We start from the raw sequence: 25,111 nt of genomic DNA on the forward strand, positions 1-25,111 counted from the left end.
CAGTTACGAACACCCTTGTTCCTTTCTATAATTTTCATGTAAATCTTTAGAGGCTGTTTTCTATACTCTGCTTTACTTGATTAAACTCTTCATCTGATAAAGTAAATATCAAATCCTCTTTAGCATACTCGTTCTGTTCTTTAAAATAGTTGTCCGTATTCTCTGCCAACCCTAAACCGAAAATCACTTTTCTTGCAAACTCTTGATGTGCAAAACCGATAGCCGTAATGATTTGTTTATCTTGGACAAGAACTTTCGGTTGGAAATTCTCACGTGGAAGAAATTCAAAATAGTCAAAGAAGTTTTGCCAAATTCCACCTGTAAATTTCGTGTCGTTCAACAAGCCTGCTTTCGCCAATAAAATGGGCGCTGAAGAAATGGCTGCAATTAGGATATCTTGCTCATTAAGGCTTCTCAAAAACGAGATCAATTTCTCGTCTTGTAGAGCAGGACCTATATTTACCATTCCTGGCAAAATCACACAAGAATAATCTTCTATACGGATTTGATCCAATGTTTTCGTCGCTCGACAAGGCAAACCATCCTCAGAGACCACCATCGAATGCTCAGGAGCTACATAATCAATCGTGATATCAAAAGACAGAGCTAAAGTACTTGTTAAAGTGGTTATCTCATAAAGAGAAAAATTAGGATAAATGACACAAAGTACTTTTTTCATAAGCTACACCCTCTATTTTACCGAAAAACAGAGGCTGGGTTGCAACCTCTGGATTTCTTCCTATCATTATTAACATTTAAGCAAAGCACTGTAGAAGAACAATTACTTTAATGATTTGACATTCTTAACGAGTTAGGCTTAATTGAGTTTCGGCTAAAAACTTCGGAAAAAAGACAAGCCATCTTTTGTGCATCGCACAAGGCGATGGCTTCCTATTTTTCTTTCGTTTTCTTAACGCCTCAACATCTTATTTTTCCGTAAACTCTCCGTCTACGACGTCATCGCCTGCGTTTCCTGTTGCTTGTGCACCTTCTGCTCCTGCTTGAGCTTGTTGGGCTGCTGCAGCTTGTTCGTAGAGTTTAACAGCAAGTCCTTGAGCTTTTTCATTCAATGCTTCAAGTTTTGCTTTCATTTCGTCCAAGTTGTTGTCTTCTTGAGCTTTCTTAAGATCATCAAGGGCAGCTTGGGCAGCGTCACGTTCTGCGTCAAAACCTTTTCCTTCAGTTTCCTTGATTGTCTTTTCAGTCGCAAAGATTGCTTGGTCTACTTCGTTACGAAGGTCAACTTCTTCTTTACGTTTCTTATCTGCTTCAGCATTAGCTTCTGCATCTTTCATCATACGGTCAATTTCTTCATCAGTCAAACCTGAGTTAGATTGGATCACAATAGTTTGTTCTTTTTGAGTTCCAAGGTCTTTGGCCTTAACAGATACGATACCGTTCTTGTCAATGTCAAATGTGACTTCGATTTGAGGAATTCCACGAGGTGCAGCTGGGATATCTGTCAATTGGAAACGTCCAAGAGTCTTGTTATCTGCTGCCATTGGGCGTTCACCTTGAAGAACATGGATATCAACGGCTGGTTGGTTGTCTGCCGCAGTTGAGAAGACTTGTGATTTAGATGTTGGGATTGTTGTGTTGCGGTCGATGAGTTTTGTGAAGACACCACCCATTGTTTCGATACCAAGTGACAATGGTGTTACGTCAAGAAGGACAACGTCTTTGACATCACCAGTAATCACACCACCTTGGATGGCAGCACCCATAGCAACTACTTCGTCAGGGTTTACTGATTTGTTTGGTTCTTTACCAGTTTCAGCTTTAACAGCTTCGACAACGGCTGGGATACGAGTTGAACCACCAACAAGGATAACTTCGTCGATTTCTGACAAGCTCAAACCTGCATCTGAAAGGGCTTGACGAACTGGAACTTTTGTACGTTCTACAAGGTCACGAGTCAAATCGTCAAATTTCGCACGAGTCAAGGTCATTTCCAAGTGAAGAGGTCCAGCCTCACCTGCAGTGATAAATGGCAAGCTGATTTGAGTTGAAGTTACACCAGAAAGGTCTTTCTTCGCTTTTTCAGCTGCATCTTTCAAACGTTGCATTGCCATCTTGTCAGTAGACAAGTCAATACCATTTTCTTTCTTGAATTCTGCTACCAAGTGGTCAATGATTTTTTGGTCAAAGTCGTCACCACCAAGTTTGTTGTCCCCTGCAGTTGACAATACGTCGAAGACACCGTCACCCAATTCAAGGATAGATACGTCGAATGTACCACCACCAAGGTCGAATACCAAGATTTTTTCTTCTTTATCAGTCTTGTCCAAACCGTAAGCAAGAGCGGCTGCAGTTGGCTCGTTGACAATACGTTCTACCTCAAGACCAGCGATTTTACCAGCGTCTTTTGTTGCTTGACGTTGAGCGTCGTTGAAGTAAGCAGGAACTGTGATAACTGCTTTAGTTACTTTTTCACCAAGATAGTCTTCAGCGTAGCCTTTCAAGTATTGAAGGATCATAGCTGAGATTTCTTGTGGAGTGTATTCTTTTCCATTAGCAGAAACTTTTTCAGAAGTTCCCATTTTAGATTTGATAGAGATGACTGTATCTGGGTTTGTAACTGCTTGACGTTTTGCAGCATCACCAACGATGATTTCGCCGTTTTTAAATGATACTACAGATGGAGTTGTGCGGTTTCCTTCTGGGTTTGCGATGATTTTGCTTTCAGTTCCTTCAAGAACTGCAACTGCTGAGTTTGTTGTACCTAAGTCAATACCGATAATTTTAGACATGTGTTTTTCTCCTTGTTAGTTAATTTTCTATTTTTGATATTTCCCTTAAGTGGTGGGGACGTGAGCAACTCCCTACGGGATTTCATCACTTATTTTTGAGCCTATTGTCTCAAAAATCCCCTGTTTCAGTAGCCAAAGCTACTGAAACTTTCACCACGGCGGGAAATATCTTCCTTGCAAGCCTCCGGCTTGCCTCTTATCTTTCTTCATAGTTTATTGTCGTTTCGGACAAGTTTTCTATTATGTATGTTACAACCGTCAGAATCGCCTAACCGAACACGCCCTAAGCTCTGGGTAAAAAAGATAGATTTCCTTGTGTTCATCGAACACTTCGTCAATCTCCTATTTTTACTGTGAGCTTTTTACGGGCTTTGTATCTTAATTGTACACCACTACCATTGCTGGGCGTAGGATGCGGTCATGGAGTTTATATCCTTTTTGGAAAACTTGGGCGATGGTATCTGCTGGGTGTTCATCGTCTGCTGGGAGAGTTTGGATGGCCATATGGTAGTTATGGTCAAATTCACCGTCAGCTGCGATTTCTTCGATTCCTTCTTCTTTCAAAGCATGAATCAAGCTTTCTTGCACCATTTCCAAGCCCTTCTTCACATCATCTGTCAAACCTTCAACTGCAAGTGCACGCTCAAGGTTATCCAAAGAAGGAAGAATCGCTTTTGCCAAGTCCTGGCTACGATAACGTTGCAAGTTTTGACGCTCTTCATTGGCACGGCGTTGGATATTTTGCATTTCCGCATGAGCGCGAAGGTATTTGTTTTCGAACTCATCTGCACGTTCATTTGCCAAGTCCAACTCAGACTTTTCAGGAGTTGTTTCTTCAGCTGTTTCCACAACTTCCTCTTCTTGGACTTCTTCTACTTCTTCATTTTTTATATCTTGGGCCATTTTCGCCTCCTTTAATGATTTCAATCTTAATGTACTTCGTAATGATTACTGCTGAGGTAGCGGTAAAAATCTGTCAACTTCATAGTCAAAACACGGTTGACTACGTTGACTTGGTTGATTAGCTGTTGGTAATCCAGATTAACTGGACCGATAATCGCTAGAATTCCAACCCCCCGATAAGGAATGAGGAACTTACTACTAATCACCGCTAGGTCAGCTAGACAGGACTCTTGACTGTCCGCAACACGGATATTTTGCATTTGATCCTCACGCAACCCCTCACGAATCTCCAGAGCCACCTTTTGCGGTTGATCAAAGAACTGATAGGCTGCCAGATTGGCAAAATTCAAGAGATTGACCTTGCCCGCCACCACAATGTTTTCGTTGAACATTTCCTTAAAGATATGTTCAAAGAGATCGATAACATTGTCCGTCGTTGTAAAGTAACGCTGGATAATCTGCGGAATCTCCGTCCGAATCTTGTAGTGAATATCTAGAACGGTGTGGCCGAGGAAACGTTCCTGAATGATGCTCTTCAGTTTCAGCAAATCCTCCTGCAAAAAGTTCCTTGGAATCAGAAACTGACTAGTCACCGTTCGAGACTCGTCTAGGGTAAATACTGCCAAGGCTGTATGTTGACCCAAAACAACGATATCAAAGGCTGTCAAACGTTGCCTGCTCGGCTCAACATCCAGTGCCACTACTGTACAGCCACTCAAGTCTGTCAGTAGATTAGCAGCCTCTTGCAGAATATCCTCTAGCTTGAAGAATTCTTGATCAAAGGCTTTAACAATCTCATAAACCTCATTTTCAGCCAGTCGGTCAAAATCCAGTGAGTGTTTCACATAGTACTGAAAGCCAGCAACACTTGGCATCCGACCACTTGAAGTATGAGCCTTCTCAAGCAAACCTTGCTTTTCTAGAGCTGCCATATCATTACGAATGGTTGCGCTGCTAGAGTTAATAGACTCTTGCAAGGCTTTGGATCCGACAGGTTCGTGCGTTTTGGTAAAGATGTCAATAATCAGATTTAAAATATCCTGCTGACGCTCTGTAACCACCTCATCACTCCTCTCTGTCTGATCGATTAGCACTCGATACACTCAAGTGCTAACTTATGATTCTATTATACACCCTTAAAAGAGAATGTCAAGATAAAAACTCAAAAAATTAGCACTCTTTTATCAAGAGTGCTAAAAATCAGTCTAAAGACCTAGAACCTTACTGTTTATCTACTCGATATTTCCTTTTTAGTCTGAAATAACCATAGATTAGATAAGAAATCATGAAAGCATATAAAAGAAAAATAATAAAGAAAGACATAGAAAGTTCTTCTTTAAATAAACTCATACAAACAACCAAACCACCTAAGAAAGTAGCTGCACATGAACGAAGTCTAGATCGCATAACTTCCCATCTGAGCCCCTTACTCATATAAACTTGATCCTCTGGAAGTAAATCAGAAGACGATTTACGAAGAATCGAACAAAAACCTGTTTCTATCAATTCCCAACCTCTATTTCTAAAATCTTGCAGTTCTTGCTTATACTTTTTAAGAAATCTAGAATCATAGATACGGTAGATGATATCGTCTGGTTGACATTGGTCAAAATAGAACAAACCAAAACGACTCGTTCTATACCTCCAACCTTTTAAGTGCATCTCATGTAAATATTCTTCCTTCTTGTCCAAATCAAGAATAGTGAAAATCCGAAATTGCTTTTTATTTATCATGACTTCCCCTCCAATTTTGAGCATACCTACCCTATCATAAATCTGATAATTCCTTCTTTTTATGCCATAACTTCCAGCTAATATAGACAACCATTAACAAAAGGATTAAAGATAAGAAAATATCTAGCCCAACCGCAAGTAAACTCCATAGACCATACGCATTACTTCTATTGAGCAATTTAAGTAAGAATGGTATATGTATGGCTAGCAAAAGCAAAACAGGCACTAATCGCAGTCTTAAAATGCGATTAACCATAGCTAACTTCCCAGCAGCGTCATTATAGATTTCAAATTCTGCATTCGATTCAATTTTAGAACGCACTTTTCTAAAATAGGAAAAACTATTAAAGTCTGTAATATACTCCCAGCCACAGTCTTTAAACAGTTGTAAATAGGAGACTCTCTCTGATTTTTCCATTGGGTAAAAATCCAACCGATAAGACACCTGCTCAGGGTGACACTTTTCAAAGGTATACTTAACTGCAAACAATAAGATAGAATAGCTTACTTTCCTAAGCTTCCAGCCCTTAGCATGCATTTCTCTAAAGTATAGAGCCTCCCTCTCATAATCCGCAATTGTAAAAATTCGATAAACAATTTTCTTTTCCATCATACTTCCTCCCGACTGTTTCTATAGAGCCGTTCAATACGCTTCAATTCAATATCTAAGACTTTGCGTCCCAAGTCTGTAATCTGATAGATTTTCCGTTTTTCCTCTTCGCGGACAAAGGAAATCAAACCATCCTTTTCCATCTTTGACAAGGTTCCATACATAGTTCCAGGACTAATCGAAACTTGCAAATCTGTCATCTCCTTGACCTTTTGCGTAATACTGTACCCATGACCTTCCTTTTGCAGACAGAACAAGATATAAAAACCCGTTTCCGTCATCGGAAGATAAACTCGACGAATCTTATCCGTTAATTCCATTTATAGCCACCTCCTATCCAGTTCGATATATCGCACTTCGTTATATAAAATATATCACACCTCGATATAAAACACAAGAAAAAAGATCACCCACAGGCAATCTTTCTTCTATATTAGTATTAGTAAAGGTCTAAATAGTTATCAATTTCCCATTGTGAAACAAAGGTTGCATAGCTTGCCCATTCGATTCGTTTGGCTTCAAGGAAACTAGTGTAGATATGCTCACCAAGAGCTGCTCTGACAACTTCATCTTCTGTCAAAGCTTTCAAAGCGTTGTGAAGAGTTGATGGAAGGTCTGTAATACCAGCTTCCTTACGCTCTTCTGCTGTCATGATGTAGATATTTTCTTCGATAGGAGCTGGTGCTTCGATTTTATTTTCAATACCATGCAAACCAACTTCCAAAAGAACAGCCATAGCGATGTAAGGGTTCGCCATTGGATCGACTGAACGCAACTCAAGACGAGTTCCCATACCGCGTGAAGCAGGCACGCGCACAAGTGGCGAACGGTTACGACCAGCCCAAGCAATGTAAACCGGCGCTTCATAACATGGAACCAAACGTTTATATGAGTTAACTGTTGGGTTCATGATAGCAGTATAGTTGTAAGCATGCTTGATCAAACCGCCAAGGAAATGGTAGGCAGTTTCTGACAACTGCATTCCTTTTGGATCATTTGGATCAAAGAAGGCATTGTTTCCTTCTGCATCAAACAAGGACATATTACAGTGCATACCTGATCCAGCAATACCAAATTTTGGTTTTGCCATAAAGGTTGCGTAAAGACCATGTTTGCGAGCAATGGTTTTAACAACAAGTTTAAAGATTTGAATCTTATCACAAGCACGGAGAACTTCATCGTACTTAAAGTCAATCTCATGCTGTCCAACCGCAACCTCGTGGTGACTCGCTTCTACTTCAAATCCCATTTTGGTTAAGACATTGACAATCTCACGACGTGTGTTGTCCGCAAGATCCGTAGGTGCCAAATCAAAATAGCCACCCTTATCATTTACTTCAAGTGTTGGGTCCCCATTTTCATCCAACTTAAATAGGAAGAATTCTGGCTCTGGTCCAAGGTTGAAGGATTTGAATCCCACTTCTTCCATGTGACGAAGAGCACGTTTCAAATTGCCACGAGGGTCGCCTGCAAATGGCTCACCTTCTGTTGTATAGACATCACAGATCAAACCTGCAACACTTCCATTTTCATCTCCCCACGGGAAGACTGTCCATGTATCCAAGTCTGGGTACAAGTACATATCCGACTCATTGATACGTACAAAACCTTCGATAGAAGATCCATCAAACATAGCCTTGTTCGACAAGACTTTATCTAATTGTTCATCTGTAGCAGGAATTTCGACGTTTTTCATGGTTCCCAAAATATCTGAGAACATGAGACGGATAAAGGTAACATTTTTTTCCTTGACTTCACGACGAATATCTGCAGCTGTGATTGGCATGAGTTTTCTCCTTAATTATGAGTACTTGCGGTTGCTTAACCGCGACCAAAAGGTGACCGTACTGAAGCAAAGCGACCCTGTTGAAGGAGTTCATTGTGAAGTGCACGACGCACCTCAGTCTGACTCACCGCTTTCTTGGACTTCGCTTCACGTTCAGCATATTTTTTCTTAATGGCAGCGATATTATACCCTTCAGAGATATAATCTTTGATTTCAAGCAGACGATCCATGTCATTCAAGGAATACATGCGACGGTTCCCTTCGTTTCGATCAGGCTTAATCAACTCTTGATCTTCATAATAACGAATCTGACGCGCCGATAGATCGGTCAACTTCATAACACTGCCGATAGGAAAAACAGCCATATTTCGGCGAAATTCTTTTTCCTTCATTTACAATTTCCTTCTTTCTGTCTATTATAGTCTAAAAAAAGACAAACGTCAATTGATAATGTTATAAAATGTAACATTATTTTTCTTTTTTCTCTAAAAAGAGACGAATGCGATCAATATCGTAATTTACGAGAATTGCGACAAAAACTCCCATGAAAGTTTCTGATACACGCGCAAACACGTACAAAATTGTTTCACCACTCGGAATCGATAGGGTAATAATTAACATAGCTGCTACACCACCAATAACCCCTGCTTTGTTATTCATGGCTACATTTGTCATAATGGTTAACATGGTGCAGATTGGAACAACTACCAAGGTCACCCAAAAAGCTTCGTGGAAAAAGGTATTTAATAAGAAGAAGACTAGGGCATAGAGGCCACCGATACTATTTCCTAGAATACGCGAAGTACCAAAATGGACACTCTTATCAAAACTCTCCCTCAGGCTAAAAACGGCTGTCAAAGCACCGATTTGAAGACCTTTCCAGCCAAAAAAGCCAAAAATCAAGAGAACTAGAAAAACAGCAATACCTGTTTTAAAGGTTCGCATACCAAGTTTGAACTGGGATTTATCGAATTTATATTTTTTAAAATAATTCATAATCTCAACTTTCTATTTCCATTTTATCATAAATCGGTGATTTTTATGAGTAATAGTTGAGAGGAAGCGTTTTTATTTTAAGCAAAAGAAAAGAGGAACTTTCATCCCTCTCTTCTTTTCTTTGATTCATTTATAAAATCTTATTTTTCTGTCAAGGCTGCAAGTCCTGGAAGAACTTTATACTCAATGAAAATCAAAGAGCAAACTAGGAAACTAGCCGCAGGCTGTACTTGAGTACGGCAAGGCGACGTTGACGTGGTTTGAATTTGATTTTCGAAGAGTATTACCTTCAAGAAGCTCCATTGATGCCCCACCACCGCGTCACAAATACCTACACTAACACAAAAAGGTGACATAGCCACCTTTTTGTTAACGTTTCAGTTTTGTTCCTTTTTCTACAAAATCAGGATTTTGTAGAGACTAACGGGCTGAAATTATTTTTCTGTAAGTGCAGCCAAACCTGGCAATACTTTACCTTCGAGAAGTTCCATTGAAGCACCTCCGCCCGTACTAATCCATGAGAATTTGTCTGCACGGCCAAGGTTGATTGCTGCGGCAGCTGAGTCACCACCACCGATGATTGATTTAACGCCTGGTTGTTTCACGATAGCGTCCATCACACCGATTGTACCAGCTTGGAAGTCAGGGTTCTCAAATACACCCATAGGTCCGTTCCATACAACTGTTTTGGCACCAGTCAAAGCTTCGTCAAATTTAGCGATAGATTTTGGACCGATGTCAAGACCAAGGAAGCCTTCAGAAACTGCTTCACCTTCAGTATCACGCACTTCAGTGTAACCAGCAAATGCGTTAGCTTCTTTAGAGTCAACTGGCAAAATCAATTTACCGTTTGCTTTTTCAAGAAGAGCTTTCGCAACATCCAATTTGTCTTCTTCTACAAGTGAGTTACCGATTTCGATACCTTGTGCTTTGTAGAATGTGTAAGTCATACCACCACCGATAAGAACTTTATCAGCTTTTTCAAGCAAGTTTTCGATGACACCGATCTTGTCTGAAACTTTTGAACCACCAAGGATAGCCACGAATGGACGTTCTGGAGCTTCAACTGCTTCTTGGATGTAGGCAATTTCGTTTTCAAGAAGGAAACCAGCAACTGCTTTTTCAACGTTTGCTGAGATACCAACGTTAGATGCATGTGCACGGTGAGCTGTACCGAATGCATCGTTTACGAAGATACCATCTCCAAGTGATGCCCAGTATTTACCAAGTTCAGGATCGTTTTTAGATTCTTTCTTGCCGTCAACATCTTCGTAACGAGTGTTTTCAACCAAGAGAACTTGTCCATCTTCAAGAGCGTTGATAGCTGCTTCCAATTCAGCACCACGAGTGACACCTGGAAGGAAAGCAACGTCTTGACCCAATTTAGCTGCCAAGTCAGCAGCTACAGGAGCAAGTGATTTACCAGCTTTGTCTGCTTCTTCTTTTACACGGCCAAGGTGAGAGAAGAGGATAGCACGTCCACCTTGTTCAAGGATGTACTTGATAGTTGGAAGAGCTGCAGTGATACGGTTGTCGTTGGTAATCACGCCATCTTTTACAGGTACGTTGAAGTCAACACGAACGAGAACTTTTTTCCCTTTCAATTCAACGTCTTTAACAGTCAATTTTGCCATTAGATATGACTCCTTCTTTTTTTATACGTGTTAATTATATCACAAAATCAGCAAAAGAGATAGAAAAACCCTAAACTTTTCCAGTTCTTTCTTGCAACGAAAACTAGCATTTCTGAAAATCAAAACTAGAAAAACCTTTCCAAATCACTAAGTAATACAAGAAAAACTAGTTAATCCATCTCATTCTTCCACTGATTTTTACTAGTTAAAACGAGGTTTGACTAATCTGCAGTCAAACCTTGTTTTTAGTTGTTATGAGGAAATGCAAGAATCCTAAATCGATTCGTTTTCTCTCTTCTTTCCAGCAAGTAGGCCATAGCCACTTATCACTCCGAGGAGTCCTATTGCTACTAGACTAGCATCTCTTGTTACTCCAGTATTTGGAAGTTCTTTACCTACTTTTTCATTTGTCGGTGTTGCTAAAAGATCTTGACCTGTTTTTTGAGAGTCTTGCTCTACTTTCGTTCCAACTTCAACAATTTCCGGAAGAGCTTCCTTGAGAACTTCTGTTGTACGAAGGGTGCGATTGCCTCGGGCATCTACTTCTACAAAGCGACGAATTTGTCCTTCTTCTCCAGCTTGCACAATACGACGTTGACCTTTGAGAAGCTCTGAGTTTGGACGTTCTTGACGTTCAAAGGATACTGCAATTTCTTCAACTTCTAATTTCGGAGTTTCTAGAACTAAATCTTTAACTCCTTCTGCTGGTTGATTGCTTGATAGAACTTTTGTACCCACTTCGGTAATTTCCGGAAGAGCTTCCTTGAGAACTTCTGTTGTACGAAGGGTACGATTGCCTTGGCTATCTACTTCAATCAAACGACGAACTTGTCCTTTCACACCTGATTGAACCAGCTGGTGTTGTCCTTTAAGAAGGCTTGCACTTGGGCGTTCTTGACGTTCGAAAGCCACTGTATCCTCTTCAACTTCTAGTTTCGGAATTTCTAGAATTAAATCTTTTACTCCTTCTGCTGGTTGATTACTTGAAAAGACTTTGGTTCCAACTTCTACGATTTCAGGGGTTGCTTCTTTCAAAACTTCTGTAGCGTGAAGCGTACGATTGCCTTGACTATCTACTTCTACTAGACGACGAATCTGCCCTTCTTCTCCTTTTTGGACAAGTTGACGTTGACCTTTAAGAAGGTTCGCATTTGGTCGCTCTTGACGCTCATAGGCTGTTGTTTCAGTTTCAACAACTAGTTCAGGGAGGACCTCAACTGTTGGGACTGCTTCACTTGGATCCATGCTACCAACATGATGACTTTCTTCTGCAGGAGCTAGTTTCTTATTCAGCTTTTCTTTCATGTCCGCAAAAGCTTGTGGAGTTGGCGTTTGTGAAGACAACAAAGCTTCTACTTGGGCAATCAACTCAGCTTGAGAATCTTTTTCACGGACGGATTCGAGCAAGCCTTCCAATTCTTCCCTAGCAGTTTGATAACGTTGATTTCCATCCAAGTCCGCTCCAGCTTGTTTCAATTCATTCAAGGCTTTGTTGACTTCTTCTTGGCTAGCATTGTGGTTTTCTGCTACAGCTTTCGCTGCATTGAGTTTCTCTACTAGTACAGCTTGTTTGTCCTCACTTGAGAAGGTATAGGCAAGGGTTGACTGACGGCCTTGGGCAGCAGTGATTTCTTGTTTAAGGTATTCATCATTAACTGCAGCCTTTGGAGAAACCAAAACATCAAACTCAGCTGTGTGCCCCTTGTAATGCAGGGTCAAGGTCTGGCGTCCAGTCTTCTGAGCATCGTAGCCCGTGATTTCAACACCTTCATCAGTAAAGCTGTGAGTCTCTTCTGTCTCGTCATCATAGAGAACACCAAAGCGACCTTCAGAGAGATCCAGTTGATCTCCTACTAGATAGTCTGTTTTTGGTTTCTTAGTAATATACAAACCCGCTACTTCTTTTGGTTTTCCTTCATCCTGTCCTGTCACTTGGACTTTCAGATCACCTGACACTGGTAAACCAAGGTATTGAAGTGTTAGGTTTTGTTCCCCTTTTTGATGAGCGTCGTATCCAGATACCGTCACACCTGAGTGAGTAAGGTTAATCAGCTCGTCGGCTTGTCCCCCTTCGTATTGAACACGGAGTGTTCCGCCTCTGAAGTCCAGTTTTTCTCCTTCTTTATAAACTGTCTTTTTAGGTCCTTTTTCAAGGCTAACTGCAGCAATTTTTCTCTCATCCTGTGGAATCGCTACAGCCAAGGTGTTACTGATTTCTTTGCCAGGTAGTTGGGTACGATAGTATAGGAGAGTTGGTTGCTTATCAAAGCCCAATGGAGCTGTTGCCAAGTCACCTCCAGTTTCAGTCTTCAAGGTTGCAATTGGTGTTTGTGAATCAGCCTTGTCGTAAACGGTGATGGTTGCGCCTGCCGGAACATCAGAGAAGCCTAGTTGAACTTGGTGGTTTCCAAGTGAACGAGCAGCTACCTTAGCCATTGGAATATTTTGACTTTCTGTGTCCAAGGCTTCGTACATCTTCCAGTTGTAGATACGAATGGCCTTCCAAGGTGTTCCGTTATCAGATGTAATGACATGCAAACGCCAGTCTTGGGCAGTAATTGGTTTGTCAAGAGTGATATCTGTAACGTGCGCTTTATTACCACGGACTTCCTTAGCTAGTTTCCACTCGCCATCTGTATCCTTGTAGTAAAGATCAAAATCCTTGGTGTTCATCAGACCATCGTTAACAGACTCACCACCAGCTCCCGCATGATCCATCACCCATCTGACAACACGACGTGGTTGGGTCAAACGAATATCGACACTACCGCTCAATTGTCCTGAAGACCACTTGTCTGAAAGACTGGTAATGGTACCGTTCAACATACCTTCAATACCTTCTCCACCTTCGGTATTCGGGAAAGTGCTACCGATAACCGTTGCCCCTGGAACAATATTTTCAGCCAAAGGTCTTGGGAGAGTCGTATCCTGAACAGTCATGCTCCAGTTAAAGGATGTCGTCGCAGCTTCTGAACGAAGGCCATTTTTACCAACTGCAACGACTTTCAATTCTTGCGTCGTACCAGTCGCATTAGCAGAACGGCTAACTTTTGGCAAGTAGATGGTTAAAGCAGATGAACCTGTCAACAAACGCCAGTTATCCCCATCTTTTTCGTAGACTTCATAGAAATCCGCATCTTGATTACCCGCAAACTGGACCACTGCTTCCGCTTCTTGGGCATTTTTAAGAGATTGTTTCACCACAGAAAGGCCCGTAGGTGCTTGTGGTGCTTGGTGATTGTCTGAAATTGTTAATTGACCTAGGTTAAACTGATAATCTTTTACAGCTCCTTCATGCTCGAAGAAGAGTTTGACTGCATAGATGGTTTTACCTGCTAGTGAGCTGAGATCAAATTCTTCATTTGTCCAGTTGTCAGAAAGGGTTAGCTCTTTCCATGCATCTGCATCATCGAATTTGTAGTCTGGAGTTGTAGAGAAGGCCATATAAACTTTCGAGCCTTTTCCTCCCTTGTGGGCAACACGAAGTTTGGTTTTCTCAGTTACTTCTAACTTAGTAGAATACAAATTAACATCCTGGTCCGTCTTACCAGCTACATCACCTGAGAATTTAAGGGAATTTCCGCCATTGTAGGCATCTGTAAAGTCATATTCTGCACGAAGTTTTTCCCCTGTTGAAGTCTGCCACCAGCGCCATGTTGGCAAGATACCTGAAACCGAACGGTAGTTCCACTCAGAATCCTTAGAAACCTTTCCGTCTACAAACCACTTTCTACCATGGCCTGTATTAAAGGAGGTAGTGAAGGTCCGGCCTACTGCTGGTGTGCGGTCTGCAACTAAATTAGCAATCCCATACCACTCTTTGTCCGCTGGTTTTTGAGCTGTCGGATCTCCTTGGTAACCTGTGAAGAAGATATCTTCGTTTTTATGGTAATCTTCACCTGTTTTTCCTAGACTGGTAATTGTATCTGGTGCAAAGAGTCCAAGTGACAAACGTAACTTGCCTTTTTCATCTAAGAGGGCATCCCATTTAACTTTTGTCTTATAAGAACCACCTTGTTGCAATTCCAATCCTGCAAAGATATCATATTGGCTACGTTCCAGCCATTTTGCCATTTCTACAGAGTGGTCATTCTTTTCCTTATTCCAGTTGAAATTGGCAAAGAATTGATCCGCAGGGACCTTGTCACCTTCTTTTTGCATGAACTGGTAGTTGTAATCACCTAGACCATCTTCGTGGTAACGACCATATTTATAGGTCATGGCATCGTACCAAGCATACTTGATTGGATGGTTGACTTTTGCCGCATATTCTTTTGTATAGAGCATGAATTGACGCATTTTTTCACCAAGTGGTTCAACCAAATCTCCAGTTGTTTCTTGGTTAATGAAATAGCCATCATAACCATAATACTTGGCCATGTCTACCAATTTACGGGCGATTGGGAAGCTACCATCTGGGTCTTGCTTCAAAGCTTCAGCGAATTTTTCTTGGTCTGCAATACTATTAGACCAGTTGAAGAAGAGTGTACCATATACAGGAACCCCGTTACGGTGACCTGCATCAATAACGTCAGGAGTTGGAACGAGACCTTCCCAGAAGACCATTGAATCCAAGTATTGCCAGTAGTCAAAGGCGTAGGCTTTGAATTCTTCTCCACCAACAGAAGCGTGATCTTTAGCCTTTGAGTTGGTATTTGCTAGCGCCTGAACCTTGGCTCTTCTACTTGCTTTTTCATTCACCAACTGACCTCTATGGCGCTTAGCTAGTTCAACTGAGGAACGATTGATGGGATCATCCTCACGCGCACCCGGTTCCCATTTCAACAAATCCTCCCAAGAATTAAATTTGATTTCCTTTGGTTTTAATGTTTTTTCTGTATTTTTAGGGACATCTGGCTGGACTTCTTTTTCAGTCTTATTAGCTTCTGCTGCTGGCTTAGACTCATCCCCTTGGCTAGTTCCTTCAGGCTTTGCTTCTGTTTCCTTGTCAGACTTAGGTTTTGCTTCTGCAGATGGTGTTTCCGCAGCCACCTCACTTGCTTTTTCCTCTGGTTTAGCTGCGCTTACTGCCTCTGCAGTTTCAGTAGTTGCAGCTTCATTGCTTGCTGGCGAAGCAGTTTCAGATGCTGTCGCTACTCCTTCTGCCTTTTCTGGCTTATTTTCTCTAGCATGTTCTCCTTCATGCTGCTTGTCAACTTCATTAGTTGGATGCTCACTCTCTCCTGAAACAAGCTCTGTATTGGCTCCGCTATTTTCAGGAACTGCAGTTTCTTCAGCCAAGGCTGGACCAGCAAATAAAACAGCACCAATCATCAGCGAGCAGGCTCCTACTGATAACTTACGAATACTGTAACGACAACGTCTTTCAAAAAATGGATTCTTCATTTTCTCCTCCTAAAAGATTGATTTTGCTACACAAAAGAAAGCGCTTAACTTTCTTTATAAAATTTTTATCCCAATCACAGGGACCAAGATAATTCCTCCCTCATTTTAAAATATTTCTTTTAAATGTCAATATATAAAAGGAAATACCTATATCTAGGTTAGAAATTGGTAAAATTAATATAATTAAGGCCCATTCTAACGAATTTTCTTTCTAAAATCTTAGCTTAACACTTGTTAGATTTACTTTTATCCTTTAAAATAGAATAGGAGAAATTCCGTTATTATTTTTCGGAGGAAAAAGAAATGTCCATTAATTGGCAGGAAATTTTATTTCACTTTTTAGGTGGTCTGGGACTATTCTTGTATAGTATCAAGACCATGGGAGACGGTTTGCAACAAGCTGCTGGAGATCGCCTTCGTTTTTACATTGACAAGTACACTAGCAATCCCTTTTTAGGTGTTCTAGTCGGGATTGTCGTGACTGCCCTGATTCAGTCAAGTACAGGGGTTACAGTTATCACGGTTGGACTGGTCAGCGCTAGTCTTCTCACTCTTAGACAGGCTATCGGAATTATCATGGGAGCCAACATCGGAACCACCGTTACTTCCTTTATCATCGGTTTCAAGCTTGGTGAGTATGCTTTACCCCTGATTTTCCTTGGAACCATGTTCCTCTTCTTTACCAAAAATAGAACAGCAAACAATATCGGGCGCATCCTGTTTGGTGTAGGGGGAATCTTCTACGCCCTCAACCTCATCAGTGCCGGTATGAGTCCTCTTAAAGATTTACCACAATTCAAGGAATACATGGTAACCTTGGGACAAAATCCTGTGTTGGGAGTTTTTGCCGGTGCAGTGATTACCGTCCTCATCCAAGCTTCTTCTGCGACAATCGGGATTTTGCAAGGTCTCTATGCAGGCGGATTCCTGGACCTTAAAGGTTCTCTACCGGTTCTCTTCGGGGATAATATCGGGACAACCCTAACAGTTATCATCGCGGCAGCTGGAGCCAATGTCTCTGCAAAACGCGTCGCTGCAACCCACGTTACCTTTAACGTTTTAGGGACTATTCTTTGCTTAATCTTATTAGGCCCATTTACATCTATGATTGAGTACTTCCAGGCACTCCTTCACCTCTCACCTGAGATGACCATTGCCTTCTCTCACGGTGCCTTTAACGTAAGTAACACCATTGTACAATTTCCATTCATCGGAGCCTTGGCCTACTTTGTAACCAAGCTCATCCCTGGTGAAGATGAAGTTGTCAAGTACGAGCCACTTTATCTTGATGAGCATTTGATTAAACAAGCTCCATCAATCGCTCTCGGAAATGCGAAAAAAGAACTCCTTCACTTAGGAAATTATGCTTCTAAAGCCTTTGACCTTTCATACAACTACATCATTGACCTTAATGAAAAGGTTGCTGAAAAAGGCCACAAGACAGAAGAAGCCATCAATACCATTGATGAAAAATTGACTCGTTACCTGATTACTCTTTCAAGTGAGGCCCTTAGCCAGAAAGAAAGTGAAGTGCTCACCAACATTCTGGATTCATCCCGTGATTTGGAACGGATTGGGGACCACGCAGAAGCCCTAATCAATCTGACCGACTATCTTCAACGTAAAAATGTTGAGTTCTCTGAAGCTGCTTTGCAAGAACTAGCTGATATCTATCAAAAAACCACTGGCTTTATCAAGGATGCCCTTGATAGTGTAGAAAACAATGATATTGAAAAAGCTCAAAGTCTGATTGAACGCCATAAAGAAATCAACAATATGGAACGTGTTCTCAGAAAGACCCACATCAAACGCCTCAACAAGGGCGAGTGTTCAACACAAGCTGGGGTCAACTTTATCGACATCATTTCCCACTATACTCGTGTATCTGACCACGCCATGAACCTTGCTGAAAAGGTCATCGCTGAACAAATCTAAGATCCAAGAAGCTATCCTAAATGGGATGGCTTTTTTCTTGTCCTAACCAAGAATTGCTTTTCTAATATATAGAAAAATGCTTTGATTCACAATGGAATCAAAGCATTTTAAAGAGCTCCCCGTACATAAGCGCAGAAGCTGCAGTTCCCCTGTACTTGGCTTCTTCTCTTTTGATAAAGCGAGCCAAGTTGAGCAACTCAGGTGCCGGATGTTTGGGATTCAGGAGCAATTCACGATTGACCAGGCCTGAGAGACGAACTGCCAGCAATTGCTCATTTGTAGTAGGCAGTTTTTTAGCAGTCTCTAGGAGAGCAGCAACTAAATCTTCACTCAAATCATGTCGAGCATGATTGTAAAGATCTTTTACAAGGCTTTCTAGGTTTGGTTCTACCATCCCTACCACCTCCTTAAGTTTAATAATTTTTAATCAAATCAACTGTTGAACGATCTAATTTCTTCACCAAGGCCTGCAAGAAAGCTTGCGCTTCTAGGAAGTCATCCATTGCATAGAGGGTTTGGTGAGAGTGGATATAACGAGCGCAGACACCGATAGTTGTAGATGGGACACCGCCATTTTTCAGATGAGCTGCGCCAGCGTCTGTTCCGCCTTTACCACAATAGTATTGGTACTTGATACCAGCTTCTTCAGCCGTTGTCAAAAGGAAATCCTTCATCCCTGGGAGAAGCAAGTGGCCTGGGTCATAGAAACGAATCAAGGTTCCATCCCCAATCTTGCCTTGACCGCCATAAACATCACCAGCAGGTGAGCAATCAACTGCTAGGAAGACTTCTGGGTCAAACTTGGTTGTGGAAGTATGAGCACCACGAAGACCAACCTCTTCTTGGACGTTAGAGCCAAGATAGAGTTCATTTCCGAGTTTTTGACCTGACAGAGCTTCCGCCAACTCGCTCACCATAAGAACACCGTAGCGGTTGTCCCAAGCTTTTGAGATGATATTTTTCTCATTGGCCGTCAAGATTGCAGAACTATCTGGTACGATGGTATCGCCAGGACGGATGCCAAAACTTTCTGCCTCAGCCTTGTCCGCAAAACCGCCATCAAAGACGATATCGGCAATGGCTGGCATGGTTGGTCCACCCTTACCACGAGTCAAATGTGGAGGGACAGAACCCGAAATCACAGGGATTTCACGACCGTCACGAGTCAGGAGTTTGAAACGTTGGCTGCTGACTACCATAGGATTCCAACCACCGATTTCTACGACACGGAAGGTACCATCTGGCTTAATCTCACTGACCATAAAACCAACTTCATCCATGTGAGAAGCGACCAAGACGCGCGGCGCATCCGCAGCTTCTGAATGCTTAATTCCGAAAATACCACCCAAGCCATCTGTCACCACTTCATCCACGTGCGGTGTCAACTTTTCACGAAGATAAGCACGGACAGGTGCCTCATGACCTGAGATCGCAGCAAGTTCTGTTACTTCTTTGATTTTTGAAAATAATGTTGTCATTTCAGTTCCTTCTTTCTTTCATCCATTTTACCACTTTTTATAGGAGAAGGATAGCGGGAATCATCATTCCAGATAAAACTACTTGTGAAAAAACGAATCACCATTGTAATTCGTTTTATTTATGATTCCGTTTGAGTGAAAAATGGTCTGGGACGGGGTCCTTGCCTGTTTTCGACCAGGGATGGCAACGTAAAATCCGAGCCAAGCCCATCAAGACACCCTTGAAGCCATGTTTTTCAATAGCCTCAATCATATAGTTTGAACAGGTAGGCTCAAAACGACAAGAGGGTGGAAAGGCTGGTGAGATAAAACGTTGGTAAAAGCGCACAGGCGCTATTAAAATTCGTTTCATTATTTCTTGGTTACAGCCATGGTGTGTAGTTGGCTGATTTCTTTTTTATTAAGACGACGGGATTCTCCTGGACAGAGTCCTGTCAAGTCTAGATGTCCGAAACGAGTCCGTGACAACTTGTCCACTTGGAGACCGACAGCTTCAAACATCTTTTTAACCTGGTGGTTACGCCCTTCATGGATAGTCAACTGCACCACAGAGCGGTTTTTAACTGGGTCCACTTTGAGAATCTCATAGACAGCCGGCTTGGTTTTCTTGCCATCAATCTCAAGTCCACGGGTCAAGGGGCGGAGATTGTCCTTATTTGCCACACCTTTAACACGCGCGACGTAGACCTTGTCAATCTCATTACGAGGGTGAATCATTTCATCCGTAAAATCCCCATCATTGGTCAAAATCAAGACTCCTGATGTATCCCAGTCCAAACGACCTACAGGGTAGATGCGCTCCTTCACGTTAGGCAAGAGGTCAACAACAGTCTTACGCCCCTTGTCATCTGTCACACTGGAAATGACACCGCGTGGTTTGTTAAGTAGATAATAGACCTTTTCTTCGTTGTAGATAGGCTGACCTTCAACTTCGACCTTGTCACCAGACTTGATGGTCGTTGCTAGTTCACGTACCACTTGACCATTGACCGTCACCAAACCTTGCTTGATCAGCTCTTCTGCTTTTCTCCTACTGGCCACACCTGCGTGGGCAATATACTTATTGATTCTCATCTTCTTCTATCCTTTCACCAAATAATTGGCTTTCTTGGGCTTGAATCTCAAGCTCATCAATCACTGGTAATTCTTCCAAATGATTTATCCCCATGTAATCTAGGAAATAATCTGTAGTCACATAGAGGTTGGGGCGACCCAACACTTCTTTTTTCCCGTCTTCTCGTATCAATTCAAAGGCCTGCAACTTTGCCAAGGCCCCACTAGAGTTGACCCCACGGATGGCATCAATTTCTATCCGTGTGATGGGTTGTTTGTAGGCAACGATGGACAAGGTCTCAAGAGCAGCCCGAGATAAACTCTGGTTGATAGGCGCCTTGGAATATTCCTTCAAAATCTCTGCAAATTGAGGCTTGGTCACCAATCTATAAGCGCCCCCTGTCTCAATCAGAGCCAAACTGGAATCTGGATCCTTTTCATACTTCTGGGCTAATTTTTCTAAACTCTGTTGGATGCCTGTCGGTGGAAGTGAGAGGAGTTCAGCCAACTGGCGGACCCTAATCCCATCTTCACCCGCTACAAACAAGAGCGCTTCTATTTTTGCTAAAGTACTCATCTTTCCTCTCTATCAAGTCTAGCTTTGAGCCACTTGACTTTCTTCCGTCTTTTCCATGAGATAGATATCTCCGAAACTCTCCTCTTGCACGAGGATCAGCTCCTGGGTTTTGATTAACTCTAGGGTTGCCAAAAAGAGGGTGATGACCTCTTGGATATTCTGGGCTTCCTTGAACAAATCCTGCAAGCGCAATTGATCTCGTCCAGTCAAAGACTCTTTCACGATAATCATCATGTCCTCAATCTTATACTCATCCCGCAAGATAGTCGTGTGATTCTGAGTAAACTCCTCTTTTTTCTTGGCTAGGATATTTGAAAAAGCCAAAAAGAGGTCAATGGTCGTCTTGTCATGCACAAGCTCCGCATCTTCGTAAATCAACTCTGTCGGCGCTTTGGAATAGTGCTGGGCCCGTTCTTGGTGCTTGGCTTCCAAGTGCTCCCCCAAGAGCTTGAATTTGCGGTATTCTTCAATTTGAGAGAGGAGATCCTGCTCCAGGTCATCCTCCAAATCTGTCACTTCCGCTACCTTTGGTAAGAGCTTGCGACTCTTAATCAACATCAGCTGACTGGCCATGACCATGTACTCACCCGTCACTTCCAGACGCATGGCCTGCAGGGTTGAGACATAGGCTAGATACTGTTCAATGACTTCCGTAATGGGCACATCGTAGATATCCATCTGGTACTTAGAAACTAGGTGCAAGAGCAAGTCCAGGGGCCCTTCAAAATCTTTTAATTTAATATCCATTATCTATATTTTTCTAAGGTCAGGACTGTTTTTAATCCTAATTTTTTTGCAATTTCGTACAAATCGACCTTCTTTTCTATCTGTCTTAGAATGAACTGTTCCCGCAAGGCTTGAGCGGATAAGGTTGAGAAACCTTTCTCCTTGACAAAGGACTCTAGCTGACGGAAGGCCCATTGACGAGAATAGGCTTTCCCTGTCCTTTCAAAAAGATAGGTCTGGCCCATCAAGGGTTCTAGCTCTGAAAGCAAGCTCGTGGGAATGGTGACAATCCTCTGTTGGGAAGCCTTCTGGATTCGCAACACCTGAAAGTCCAGATTGATATCCGCAACCTTTAGAGCTAAAATCTCACTCGGCAAGAGTCCCATTTCTAGGATTAAGAGCGCTAGCAAGCGACCCTCTGGATAGTCGCTTTCTTGCCAAAAAGAGTCTAGGTCTAACAGTTCTGGCTTTTCGGTCTTCTTTTCAGCTTGTTTAGCTAATTCCAAACGGTAAAAGCTATCCACTTCTCCTTTTTGATAGAGAAAGTAGAGAAATTGGTTACAGGCCGAAATCTTTCGCTTCTGGGCGCTGATTTTTAGATTGGCTAGTTGTGCTTGGTAAATCTTGAGACTGGTCTCAGAAATCCGCTCGCCTACAATGTCTAAAAGTTGCTCCAAATCATACTTATAGGACTGCTTGGAATTGGCAGACAAGCCCTGCTTTTCTTCTAAAAAGGCTGAAATCCTATCTCTCATTTGCATCGAATCTCATATTCCTTACTAAAGTCATGCAAGAGGGCATTCACTGCCTTGAGGATAGACTTGCGCGTGATAATTCCTTGGAAAATCCCTGACGCATCTACAACAGGCAAGAAGGACTCATCTACCAGCTTGTGCAAGACCTCCGTAATGGTAAAATCAGGCGAAACAACCGCTACATTCCTTTTCGTCATATGAACGATATCCGTATCTGCCATGATTTCTTGGCTCAGGTCATGCTCCATCTGATAAGCCATAATATCTCTGAGCCCAATCGTCCCAACAAACTGTTTTTCATCTGTCACAACGGGAACACGGGTATAGGTCATCTGACTAAGCAAGAGGGTTGCATGATCCGCATTGTGGGTATCAATCAACACGGCCAGATTTTCAGCAGGGGTCAAAAAAGTTTCCTCTTGACCCAGCAAGAAAGTCTCAAACTCCTTGGCAATCATCGGCTAAACTCCTTGGACAAGCCCGGATACACCTCATGGTCTCGTGTCAAAAAGTCCACTTTGAAATAACTATCATCAATCTCCACACGAGCATAGAGACATTCTCTGATGGTCCCACGTGGTTGACTGATGGAACCTGGATTTAGAAAAAGAGTCTTTCCTTCCATCCAAGCATTTGGCACATGCAAGTGACCATAGAGACAGATATCGGCTTCTTCCTCCTGAGCCCAGTAGTCCAACTTTTGAAAGTTGAAATTGATGTCAAACAAGTGACCATGAGTTTGGATAATCTTGGTCGAACCAAGCTCAGTCACCAAACGTTCTGGGTAACCTGCATAGAAGTCCATATTTCCTTTAACAACACGGATGCCTTCCCAAAGGGGAGAATCAGGACGCAATTCAGAATCGCCGTTATGAAAAACGGCATCAACTTTGCCTACATAGCGATCACGGATTTCTTCCACAATCAAGCTATCGCCATGAGAATCGCTCATTACAATGATGGTTTGCTTTGCCATGATGGAAATACCTCCAAAAGTTTCTTAACGGCTAAGGCACGGTGAGATTGACTATTTTTTTCTTCAAGGGTTAATTCAGCTGAGGACTTGCCTGTCTCTCCTACAAGGAAGAGAGGGTCATAGCCGAAGCCATTTTCACCCTTAGGTTCAAAGTTAATGTAGCCTGGCCAGTCTGCTTCAACAACCAAACTTTCCTTGTTTGGGCTGGCTACGACTAGGGTTGTATGGAATTGAGCCGAGCGGTCCTTGAGTTCAAAGACCATGGCCAATTCGTGCAAGAGTTTGGCATTGTTTTCACGGTCAGTAGCTCCCACTCCTGCGAAACGAGCTGACCAGACACCTGGCAAGCCACCAAGGACATCGACTTTGAGACCAGAGTCATCTGCCAAAACCATCTTGCCCGTTAATTGAGAAATGGTTTCTGCCTTGAGACGGGCATTTTCTTCAAAGGTCATGCCTGTTTCAGCTACTTCAGGCAGGTCAGTATAGTCATTAAGATTTTCCACATCGTAGCCTAACTTATCAAAGATAGCTCGGAATTCCTTAGTCTTGCCCTCGTTACGAGTTGCAATCAATAAGGTTTCTCTGACCTTGTTTGTCTCAAAGAAGGCTTCTACATCAACACCTTCTTTGGGTAATTCTACATGCAGGAGTTGCCCATTTTCAACCAAGAGAAAAGCCCCCTGACGTTGGATGACTTCCACATTTCGTCCCATTTCTTGGTTTAGTATATCTACCACAAAAGACAATAAACGGTAGCGAGAACCATAGCGTAAAACAGTAACTGAAATCGGGAAACCTCGTTCCTCGTCTCGAAATATTTTGGCCAATCCAACCAGAGGGAAATCCAAGTCTTCATCAGTCAACGTCCGGACGCCACCAAAAATACTATAGGACCCAACATACCAGTCCTGGTCATCCTTGTATTCATAAATTTTATTTGTCATAATTCTACATGCTCCACATGAATCTCTTTTTCCAGCCATTCTTCACCAATTTGTGCAAAACTTTGGCTGCTGGCTGTTGTGTAAAAACGGTGATGGAGTGGTCCAGCATCGCGACCACGATTGATTTCAAAATAATTAAGTAAGACTGAGATATCTCGTACGCACTCTGCCCCACTATCGATGAGCTGAACCTTTGGCCCCATGACATTTTGAATAATAGGTCTGAGTAGTGGATAATGGGTACAGCCCAAAATCAGGCTATCCACCTTTCCAACCAAGGGACGCAGGGTTTCATAAACCACTTTTTTGGTAACACTGGTTGACAGAGCACCAGACTCGACCAAGGGAGCAAACTTGGGACAGGCCAAACTCTCCACCTGTAAGTCCGGATCCAGATCATGGATTTTCTGACGGTAGATGTCTGATTGTACCGTCATGGGCGTTCCAATGACCCCGATTTTCCCACCTTGGCTGGACTTGATAGCTGCCGAAGCTCCTGGCAAAATCACACCTAGGACGGGAATGTCTAGTTGAGCCTTGATTTCTTCCCAGACGACCGCAGTCGCAGTATTACAAGCAATGACAATCATTTTGACATCCTTGGTCAAGAGAAAGTTGACCAACTGCCAAGTATATTCACGAATTTGCTCAGCAGGACGGGGACCATAGGGCGCCCGCGCCGAATCTCCAATATAGACGATTTCTTCATGGGGAAGCTGGCGCATGAGCTCGCGCACAACGGTCAAGCCCCCGACACCCGAATCCAAAAAACCAATTGGTCGATTATCCATACAGTCTTCTTTCTAGTCTTTTTTCTGATTGATAGTTCATTATGATTATTGATCCTTATGAACTGAATGACAGCCTAAGCAACAACTATCTATCTTAATCATAATCAAATATCA

At 42.4% G+C, this 25,111-nt stretch carries 25 protein-coding genes; 1 reads left to right on the forward strand and 24 read right to left on the reverse strand.

Annotated elements, in window-relative coordinates; translation table 11 throughout:
* Window positions 1–46 precede the first annotated feature (46 nt).
* The 13 genes from FJN11_RS08520 to FJN11_RS08585 all read right to left on the reverse strand — a co-directional run bounded on the left by FJN11_RS08520 (window position 47) and on the right by FJN11_RS08585 (window position 15,759).
* Complete coding sequence (locus tag FJN11_RS08520; RefSeq protein WP_140224456.1) at window positions 47–679, reverse strand: DJ-1/PfpI family protein; 633 nt, start codon at window positions 677–679, stop codon at window positions 47–49.
* Between the two features lie 247 nt (window positions 680–926).
* Complete coding sequence (dnaK, locus tag FJN11_RS08525; RefSeq protein ID WP_000034667.1) at window positions 927–2,750, reverse strand: molecular chaperone DnaK; 1,824 nt, start codon at window positions 2,748–2,750, stop codon at window positions 927–929.
* 378 nt (window positions 2,751–3,128) lie between these two features.
* A complete protein-coding gene (grpE, locus tag FJN11_RS08530) occupies window positions 3,129–3,653 on the reverse strand; it encodes a nucleotide exchange factor GrpE (protein WP_000046029.1) in 525 nt (174 codons plus the stop codon).
* A 26-nt stretch (window positions 3,654–3,679) separates the two neighbouring features.
* A complete protein-coding gene (hrcA, locus tag FJN11_RS08535; RefSeq protein ID WP_140224561.1) occupies window positions 3,680–4,714 on the reverse strand; it encodes a heat-inducible transcriptional repressor HrcA in 1,035 nt (344 codons plus the stop codon).
* A gap of 160 nt (window positions 4,715–4,874) precedes the next feature.
* Complete coding sequence (locus tag FJN11_RS08540; protein ID WP_140224457.1) at window positions 4,875–5,387, reverse strand: DUF2812 domain-containing protein; 513 nt, start codon at window positions 5,385–5,387, stop codon at window positions 4,875–4,877.
* 34 nt (window positions 5,388–5,421) lie between these two features.
* Window positions 5,422–5,997 carry a DUF2812 domain-containing protein gene (locus FJN11_RS08545; protein WP_140224563.1) on the reverse strand — a complete coding sequence of 192 codons (576 nt, stop codon included), beginning with the start codon at window positions 5,995–5,997 and terminating at the stop codon, window positions 5,422–5,424.
* The gene (locus FJN11_RS08550; RefSeq protein WP_084928142.1) at window positions 5,997–6,317 is read right to left on the reverse strand and encodes a PadR family transcriptional regulator; all 321 of its coding nucleotides are present in this window, start codon (window positions 6,315–6,317) and stop codon (window positions 5,997–5,999) included. The genes FJN11_RS08545 and FJN11_RS08550 overlap by 1 nt, the downstream gene beginning before the upstream one ends.
* A 119-nt stretch (window positions 6,318–6,436) precedes the next feature.
* Complete coding sequence (gene glnA, locus FJN11_RS08555) at window positions 6,437–7,783, reverse strand: type I glutamate--ammonia ligase (protein WP_140224458.1); 1,347 nt, start codon at window positions 7,781–7,783, stop codon at window positions 6,437–6,439.
* Between the two features lie 35 nt (window positions 7,784–7,818).
* Window positions 7,819–8,175 carry a transcriptional repressor GlnR gene (gene glnR / locus FJN11_RS08560; RefSeq protein WP_000659548.1) on the reverse strand — a complete coding sequence of 119 codons (357 nt, stop codon included), beginning with the start codon at window positions 8,173–8,175 and terminating at the stop codon, window positions 7,819–7,821.
* A gap of 76 nt (window positions 8,176–8,251) precedes the next feature.
* Window positions 8,252–8,779, reverse strand: coding sequence for an FUSC family protein (locus FJN11_RS08565; protein WP_140224459.1), 528 nt, complete (start codon window positions 8,777–8,779; stop codon window positions 8,252–8,254).
* A gap of 140 nt (window positions 8,780–8,919) precedes the next feature.
* Window positions 8,920–9,135 carry a hypothetical protein gene (locus FJN11_RS10740; RefSeq protein WP_176602632.1) on the reverse strand — a complete coding sequence of 72 codons (216 nt, stop codon included), beginning with the start codon at window positions 9,133–9,135 and terminating at the stop codon, window positions 8,920–8,922.
* Window positions 9,136–9,213: 78 nt separating this feature from the next.
* Window positions 9,214–10,413 carry a phosphoglycerate kinase gene (locus FJN11_RS08575; RefSeq protein WP_042750167.1) on the reverse strand — a complete coding sequence of 400 codons (1,200 nt, stop codon included), beginning with the start codon at window positions 10,411–10,413 and terminating at the stop codon, window positions 9,214–9,216.
* 273 nt (window positions 10,414–10,686) lie between these two features.
* A complete protein-coding gene (locus tag FJN11_RS08585; protein ID WP_140224460.1) occupies window positions 10,687–15,759 on the reverse strand; it encodes an endo-beta-N-acetylglucosaminidase in 5,073 nt (1,690 codons plus the stop codon).
* Between the two features lie 303 nt (window positions 15,760–16,062).
* Here FJN11_RS08585 and FJN11_RS08590 point away from each other — a divergent pair, with 303 nt between their 5' ends.
* Entirely contained in the window at window positions 16,063–17,694 is a 1,632-nt protein-coding gene (locus FJN11_RS08590) for a Na/Pi cotransporter family protein (protein WP_004260992.1), read from the forward strand.
* A gap of 97 nt (window positions 17,695–17,791) precedes the next feature.
* On the opposite strand, the gene FJN11_RS08595 is transcribed toward FJN11_RS08590, so the two are convergent.
* The 11 genes from FJN11_RS08595 to racE form a co-directional block, all read right to left on the reverse strand.
* Window positions 17,792–18,088 (reverse strand): bacteriocin immunity family protein, encoded by a 297-nt coding sequence (locus FJN11_RS08595; protein ID WP_004260989.1) that lies wholly within the window; start codon window positions 18,086–18,088, stop codon window positions 17,792–17,794.
* Window positions 18,089–18,107: 19 nt separating this feature from the next.
* On the reverse strand, window positions 18,108–19,172 hold the full coding sequence (pepA, locus tag FJN11_RS08600; protein ID WP_000209170.1) for a glutamyl aminopeptidase: 1,065 nt from the start codon (window positions 19,170–19,172) through the stop codon (window positions 18,108–18,110).
* Between the two features lie 115 nt (window positions 19,173–19,287).
* A complete protein-coding gene (gene yidD, locus FJN11_RS08605; RefSeq protein WP_140224461.1) occupies window positions 19,288–19,524 on the reverse strand; it encodes a membrane protein insertion efficiency factor YidD in 237 nt (78 codons plus the stop codon).
* A complete protein-coding gene (locus tag FJN11_RS08610; protein ID WP_130897957.1) occupies window positions 19,524–20,246 on the reverse strand; it encodes a pseudouridine synthase in 723 nt (240 codons plus the stop codon). Before FJN11_RS08610 ends, yidD begins: the two co-directional genes overlap by 1 nt.
* Entirely contained in the window at window positions 20,233–20,802 is a 570-nt protein-coding gene (gene scpB, locus FJN11_RS08615) for an SMC-Scp complex subunit ScpB (protein WP_140224462.1), read from the reverse strand. Before scpB ends, FJN11_RS08610 begins: the two co-directional genes overlap by 14 nt.
* Before the next feature lie 18 nt (window positions 20,803–20,820).
* Window positions 20,821–21,549 carry a segregation/condensation protein A gene (locus tag FJN11_RS08620; RefSeq protein ID WP_140224463.1) on the reverse strand — a complete coding sequence of 243 codons (729 nt, stop codon included), beginning with the start codon at window positions 21,547–21,549 and terminating at the stop codon, window positions 20,821–20,823.
* Window positions 21,549–22,283, reverse strand: a complete 735-nt coding sequence (xerD, locus tag FJN11_RS08625) for a site-specific tyrosine recombinase XerD (protein WP_281280810.1) — start codon at window positions 22,281–22,283, stop codon at window positions 21,549–21,551. Before xerD ends, FJN11_RS08620 begins: the two co-directional genes overlap by 1 nt.
* On the reverse strand, window positions 22,280–22,741 hold the full coding sequence (gene cbpB, locus FJN11_RS08630; RefSeq protein WP_140224465.1) for a cyclic-di-AMP-binding protein CbpB: 462 nt from the start codon (window positions 22,739–22,741) through the stop codon (window positions 22,280–22,282). Before cbpB ends, xerD begins: the two co-directional genes overlap by 4 nt.
* Entirely contained in the window at window positions 22,738–23,259 is a 522-nt protein-coding gene (locus FJN11_RS08635; RefSeq protein ID WP_020902175.1) for a metallophosphoesterase, read from the reverse strand. Before FJN11_RS08635 ends, cbpB begins: the two co-directional genes overlap by 4 nt.
* Window positions 23,235–24,206 carry a nucleoside-triphosphate diphosphatase gene (locus FJN11_RS08640; protein WP_140224466.1) on the reverse strand — a complete coding sequence of 324 codons (972 nt, stop codon included), beginning with the start codon at window positions 24,204–24,206 and terminating at the stop codon, window positions 23,235–23,237. Before FJN11_RS08640 ends, FJN11_RS08635 begins: the two co-directional genes overlap by 25 nt.
* Window positions 24,203–24,997, reverse strand: a complete 795-nt coding sequence (racE, locus tag FJN11_RS08645) for a glutamate racemase (protein WP_000370376.1) — start codon at window positions 24,995–24,997, stop codon at window positions 24,203–24,205. Before racE ends, FJN11_RS08640 begins: the two co-directional genes overlap by 4 nt.
* Between the last annotated feature and the right edge of the window lie 114 nt (window positions 24,998–25,111).

The organism is Streptococcus symci (assembly GCF_006385165.1).
GTDB lineage: Bacteria > Bacillota > Bacilli > Lactobacillales > Streptococcaceae > Streptococcus > Streptococcus symci.

What these genes read in the sequence shown, in the direction of transcription:
- FJN11_RS08545 (WP_140224563.1), bottom strand. Translation starts at nt 5,997, where the DNA reads ATGGAAAAGAAAATTGTTTATCGAATTTTTACAATTGCGGATTATGAG.
- FJN11_RS10740 (WP_176602632.1), bottom strand. Translation starts at nt 9,135, where the DNA reads ATGTCACCTTTTTGTGTTAGTGTAGGTATTTGTGACGCGGTGGTGGGG.
- FJN11_RS08635 (WP_020902175.1), bottom strand. Translation starts at nt 23,259, where the DNA reads ATGGCAAAGCAAACCATCATTGTAATGAGCGATTCTCATGGCGATAGC.
- cbpB (WP_140224465.1), bottom strand. Translation starts at nt 22,741, where the DNA reads ATGATTGCCAAGGAGTTTGAGACTTTCTTGCTGGGTCAAGAGGAAACT.
- pepA (WP_000209170.1), bottom strand. Translation starts at nt 19,172, where the DNA reads ATGACAACATTATTTTCAAAAATCAAAGAAGTAACAGAACTTGCTGCG.
- dnaK (WP_000034667.1), bottom strand. Translation starts at nt 2,750, where the DNA reads ATGTCTAAAATTATCGGTATTGACTTAGGTACAACAAACTCAGCAGTT.
- FJN11_RS08550 (WP_084928142.1), bottom strand. Translation starts at nt 6,317, where the DNA reads ATGGAATTAACGGATAAGATTCGTCGAGTTTATCTTCCGATGACGGAA.
- FJN11_RS08640 (WP_140224466.1), bottom strand. Translation starts at nt 24,206, where the DNA reads ATGACAAATAAAATTTATGAATACAAGGATGACCAGGACTGGTATGTT.
- grpE (WP_000046029.1), bottom strand. Translation starts at nt 3,653, where the DNA reads ATGGCCCAAGATATAAAAAATGAAGAAGTAGAAGAAGTCCAAGAAGAG.
- FJN11_RS08565 (WP_140224459.1), bottom strand. Translation starts at nt 8,779, where the DNA reads ATGAATTATTTTAAAAAATATAAATTCGATAAATCCCAGTTCAAACTT.
- racE (WP_000370376.1), bottom strand. Translation starts at nt 24,997, where the DNA reads ATGGATAATCGACCAATTGGTTTTTTGGATTCGGGTGTCGGGGGCTTG.
- FJN11_RS08590 (WP_004260992.1), top strand. Translation starts at nt 16,063, where the DNA reads ATGTCCATTAATTGGCAGGAAATTTTATTTCACTTTTTAGGTGGTCTG.
- glnA (WP_140224458.1), bottom strand. Translation starts at nt 7,783, where the DNA reads ATGCCAATCACAGCTGCAGATATTCGTCGTGAAGTCAAGGAAAAAAAT.
- scpB (WP_140224462.1), bottom strand. Translation starts at nt 20,802, where the DNA reads ATGAGTACTTTAGCAAAAATAGAAGCGCTCTTGTTTGTAGCGGGTGAA.
- FJN11_RS08540 (WP_140224457.1), bottom strand. Translation starts at nt 5,387, where the DNA reads ATGATAAATAAAAAGCAATTTCGGATTTTCACTATTCTTGATTTGGAC.
- xerD (WP_281280810.1), bottom strand. Translation starts at nt 22,283, where the DNA reads ATGAGAGATAGGATTTCAGCCTTTTTAGAAGAAAAGCAGGGCTTGTCT.
- FJN11_RS08620 (WP_140224463.1), bottom strand. Translation starts at nt 21,549, where the DNA reads ATGGATATTAAATTAAAAGATTTTGAAGGGCCCCTGGACTTGCTCTTG.
- FJN11_RS08595 (WP_004260989.1), bottom strand. Translation starts at nt 18,088, where the DNA reads ATGGTAGAACCAAACCTAGAAAGCCTTGTAAAAGATCTTTACAATCAT.
- FJN11_RS08585 (WP_140224460.1), bottom strand. Translation starts at nt 15,759, where the DNA reads ATGAAGAATCCATTTTTTGAAAGACGTTGTCGTTACAGTATTCGTAAG.
- FJN11_RS08610 (WP_130897957.1), bottom strand. Translation starts at nt 20,246, where the DNA reads ATGAGAATCAATAAGTATATTGCCCACGCAGGTGTGGCCAGTAGGAGA.
- FJN11_RS08520 (WP_140224456.1), bottom strand. Translation starts at nt 679, where the DNA reads ATGAAAAAAGTACTTTGTGTCATTTATCCTAATTTTTCTCTTTATGAG.
- yidD (WP_140224461.1), bottom strand. Translation starts at nt 19,524, where the DNA reads ATGAAACGAATTTTAATAGCGCCTGTGCGCTTTTACCAACGTTTTATC.
- glnR (WP_000659548.1), bottom strand. Translation starts at nt 8,175, where the DNA reads ATGAAGGAAAAAGAATTTCGCCGAAATATGGCTGTTTTTCCTATCGGC.
- FJN11_RS08575 (WP_042750167.1), bottom strand. Translation starts at nt 10,413, where the DNA reads ATGGCAAAATTGACTGTTAAAGACGTTGAATTGAAAGGGAAAAAAGTT.